The 4,334-nt window shown below is 60.5% G+C and carries 3 protein-coding genes and 1 tRNA gene; 1 reads left to right on the top strand and 3 read right to left on the bottom strand.

Translation table 11 applies throughout. The annotated features are described in order from the left end of the window. Positions 1 to 171 precede the first annotated feature (171 nt). The 3 genes from RMQ97_RS13660 to RMQ97_RS13670 all read right to left on the bottom strand — a co-directional run bounded on the left by RMQ97_RS13660 (position 172) and on the right by RMQ97_RS13670 (position 1,883). Positions 172 to 248, bottom strand: a tRNA-Met gene (locus tag RMQ97_RS13660). Positions 249 to 480: 232 nt separating this feature from the next. Further along, complete coding sequence (locus tag RMQ97_RS13665; protein ID WP_413661453.1) at positions 481 to 1,086, bottom strand: hypothetical protein; 606 nt, start codon at positions 1,084 to 1,086, stop codon at positions 481 to 483. A 14-nt stretch (positions 1,087 to 1,100) separates the two neighbouring features. Beyond that, positions 1,101 to 1,883 (bottom strand): hypothetical protein, encoded by a 783-nt coding sequence (locus RMQ97_RS13670; protein WP_413661454.1) that lies wholly within the window; start codon positions 1,881 to 1,883, stop codon positions 1,101 to 1,103. A gap of 418 nt (positions 1,884 to 2,301) precedes the next feature. Here RMQ97_RS13670 and RMQ97_RS13675 point away from each other — a divergent pair, with 418 nt between their 5' ends. Then, positions 2,302 to 3,984, top strand: a complete 1,683-nt coding sequence (locus RMQ97_RS13675) for a methyl-accepting chemotaxis protein (protein ID WP_413661455.1) — start codon at positions 2,302 to 2,304, stop codon at positions 3,982 to 3,984. Positions 3,985 to 4,334: the final 350 nt, after the last annotated feature.

Here is a 4,334-nt window from a genome sequence, read left to right on the forward strand (position 1 = left end):
TCTCAAACGCCTGGCCATCTATGAGAGCGTGCGCGATTTCCAGACCGTCTTCGTGCTGGACACGGTGAAATGCCAGCGCGTGGTGCCGTCGATCTGAGGGGGTCAAGGTTTGAGACAGACAGGGTCTAAGTCAGACAAAACCCCGCCAGGCGAGCCTGACGGGGTCTAACTTGGGTGCGGGGGCAGGATTTGAACCTGCGACCTTCAGGTTATGAGCCTGACGAGCTACCGGGCTGCTCCACCCCGCATCAGGGTGTCCGTCGCGGAGGTCTGTTCCGCTCGGGAGGCGGGTAAGTACGCCGGGAGCCGGTGTGGGTCAACAGCCCAGCTGCGCTCTGTACGGATTTATTTCAGTTCGATGTCAGCGACACCCTTGCAGCGACCGCCGGACTGCGGATCCGGTGCCAGAAAACCTGTTTCAGGACGCCCATAACCCCGCCGCGCGCGGGATCATGGGGCCTGTCCGGTCATACGGCTGGTTTAGGGAGCCTCAAAATAGACCCGCGCCACGGCGTCACCTTCGTAGGAGTATTCCAACGATGTGATCGATCCCTCCTCGGATCCCGGATAAAGCGGATCCATGACGCTCAACGCCAGAGAACCGCCGATATGTTCGGGTTCGAGGGACACCACAACATAGGCTTCATCGGGTCTGGGCCGGATGAACACGCCGTGGATTGTGTGCCGCATGTGCAGATCATCCGTGCCATAGCTCCGGGTGATCTGACCTTCGGCATCCAGCACGTCGACCCGGGCAGGAATGATCCGCGCCCGGCCGAGGGAGGCCCCGACGAGGTAAGACACCGCATTGGGCTTGGAGGACAGCGCAAACACGGAATAGGGCCGCGCCGCTTCGCCCTCCCCCTGGATACACAGGCTGGTGTTATTGAGCAGACTGCTGGCAGCCGCATCGCTCACCTCGGTCTCGAGCTCCAGGGATACGGCCATGGAGACATCATAAGCCGACGTGCATTCGACCTGGGGCGCATAGTCCAGAACGGCAAGAGGAACAGGAGCCGGAGCCGGAGCTGCACACGCTGTCGCGGCGAGCACGGGGACCAGAATGGACAAGGTACGATAATTCATGGCGTCATCTCCCCTCAATCACGCACAACAAGATCAGCGGCCGCAATAGCCGCCTGTTCCAGGCTGAACTCCAGCCCCCGAAGCGCGATCTCCGGTGTCTCGTCAACAAGCTCGTCCACGGTTTCGAAATAATAGCGCTCATCATTCAGTGCGACACGGATTTCGGGCGGCACCAGATAGGGGTTGGGCGAACTGACCTGGCTGGGTTGACCCACGCGCACACGGTCGGCGATCAGCACGTCACCGGACGGCGAGGTCATGTTCACGCTGAGATTGACCATCGGCACCCACCCCGTGACAGAGGCCAGTTGATAGCCATAGCCATCAACAGAGACGGTGAGAACAGCGTCCGCCTCACCCGTTTCGCCCGTGTCCTGCTGTGTCACGATCGTATAACCGCGCGCCGTCAGAGCGTCTTCAAGGGCTGTATTGAAAACACCCTCAGCATCAAAACCGGCCTCGTCCAACAGATCATTGATCCGGCCATTGCGGTGAGCATCAATGCTGGCATCAACAGCCGCGATAATGAGTACAGCAACAAGACCACCGGCCGCTCCCGCTCCAGGCGAGACAGCCGGATTGGAATAGGCGGCGACATTCGCCTGGTTCTGAATGGCGCCATAGTCCACCGGCATGTCCAGCGCCACAGCCGGTTCGTCCGCACCGCTGGCACTCACAACCAGGGTATCAACCGGATTCATCACCCCGTCATGCGGCAGGATCGGATTGTACGCGACCGGAGTCGCACACGCTGCCAGCCCTGCCAGAGCTGCAAAAGAAAGGTACTTAACTGTCATCTTGTCCCCACTCAGATAGAAGCGGGCAGAATACAACCGGTCGCCTTCAGTTCAACTCTTTGATGCAACAAGAAAAATAATCCTTCATGGTTGCTTTATGCCGCCAATGAGGCGGGAGACGGTGGAGCAGATGGTGCGCGAGGCTCTGCACCTCAGACCTGTCAGACCGGCCACCGCACACGCCACCTCCCGCTGAGTCGCCCTCAAGCCCGGACGGGGGCTGGTCGAGCACAGTATCGCGCCGGATCCGTGCCCCGCATAAGATATGATCCGGAACGAATTTCCTAATCCTCTGATCATCAACGGGTTTTGCGACCTTAGACTAAAGTCTCCTCACGAGACTGATTTTATTAACCCTGTCGCCACGAGGCCTGTGGCGAATAGACCCAAGGACATCACCCAATCAGGAGCCTGACCCATGTTTTCGGCCCTCACGATCAAGACCAAAATGATCGCCATCCTGGCGAGTGTTGTTTGCGTGCTTTTCGCCCTCTTGAGCTTTGATGCGTGGAGCGCTTATCAGGACGCCCGGGCCCAGCGGCAAACCGAGCTGCAAAGCATTGTTGAAACCGCGCTCTCGCTGATCGATCGCGAAGCCGCGCGCGCCGCCGCCGGAGAGATCAGCCTGGACACCGCTCAAACCCGTGCGGCTGGCCTGATCGAGGATATGCGCTATCGCGGCGCCGAATATCTCTTCATCCTCGACACACACACCGTCTTGATCATGCACCCGTTCCGGCCCGATCTGAACGGCCAGGACGTATCCGGTGTTGAGGACCCCAACGGGGTCAATCTGTTCTCGGACATGGTTGCCGCTGTACGCACCCAATCGTCCGGACAGGTGAACTATATGTGGCCCAAGGCCGGCGAGACGGCCCCGGCCCCCAAGACCACTTATGTGGCACGTCACGCGGGGTGGAACTGGATCGTGGGAACGGGTGTCTATATTGACGACCTCAATGCGATGCTGGTCCGGCAGCTCATACAGTCCGCGCTCCTGCTGCTGATCGTGGGCGGAGTATTGAGCGCCATCATCCTCTTGATGACCCGGTCCATTCTTCACCCGCTATCCCAGCTGGGCGAGCGCATGACCCGCCTTGCCGACGGAGAGATGGACGATCCGATCCCCGGCCATGACCGCGGAGACGAGATCGGTCGTATGGCGCGACGGGTCGAAACCTTCCGTGAGGGCCTGCTGGAGCGCCGTCAGCTGGAAGGACGCAGCAAGGAGGAGCAAGCCGCCCGCCTGGCCCGTCAGGAGCGTGTGGATGCGCTGATTGAAGCCTTTCGCGAGACCAGTCAGCGCCAGATCCAGGCCGTGAGCGTCAATGTCGATAGTCTTCATGCGGCCGCCACGTCCCTGGACCATGCGACGCAGACCACGTTGAGTGAAGCCCGTCAGGCCGAGACACAATCCCAGGACACGTCAGGCAATGTGCAAACGGTAGCAGCAGCGTCAGAGGAATTGTCAGCATCCATCCGGGAGATCATGTCCAATGTCGCTTCCACATCGACCACGGTCGCGGATACGGCGCGCATGACCGAGGAAACCAATGCCAAGGTTCTGGCCCTGAATGAGTCAGGTCAGAAAATCGGAACGGTGGTCAACTTGATCTCGGACATCGCCGAACAGACCAATCTTCTCGCCCTGAACGCGACAATCGAGGCAGCGCGCGCCGGCGAGGCCGGCAAGGGATTTGCCGTCGTCGCCTCAGAGGTCAAGACACTCGCTAACCAGACCACGGGCGCCATTACGGAAATCACCGCCCAGATCGAAGCGGTCCAGGCCTCGACCCGCGATGCCGTGACGGCCATTGAACGGATCAGTGCCTCCATGGCCGAAGCGGAAACCACAACCGCGGCCATCGCAGCCGCCGTCGAAGAACAGGGCGCGGCAACGGCAGAGATCAGTCGTAATGCCCAGAGCGCTGCGGACGGTACCCAGGCGACCACACAGTCGGCCCATACGGTCTCGGCAACGGCCCAGGACACGCGCAACGCCGCTGACCAGGTCAACGCGGCTGCCGAAGCGATGAATGCGGAAACAACGCGTATGCGCGAAGACATAGAAGACCTCTTGCGTCAGATCGCGGCGGCCTGACACGAACTGCCCGAAACCCGAGACCTCAACCTCCTGGCGGCATCCCTCCCCTCGGCCGCCAACCACGGCCTCCGGCACTCCCGGGGGCCGTTTTTATAGATGATCCCGCCGTCATCACCCACATGACCATGCTGACGATGCGGTCAGAGGATCCGGTCGTGTGTCTTGCCCCATCAACCATCGTGAACGGATGAGCCCATTCCAGCTTCCTTAGACAGTCTGGAAGGGCCTCCAGGTCCAGCAGGCTCAAACGGGCCGGTTTTGCTGGCGTGAGACTGTCGGAGCTGACACGGGTGAACGTACGAAAAACCCCCGACCACAATGGAGTGCTCGGGGGTTTTTGTGTTTTG

Origin of the sequence: Maricaulis sp. D1M11, assembly GCF_047308265.1 — a bacterium.
GTDB lineage: Bacteria > Pseudomonadota > Alphaproteobacteria > Caulobacterales > Maricaulaceae > Maricaulis.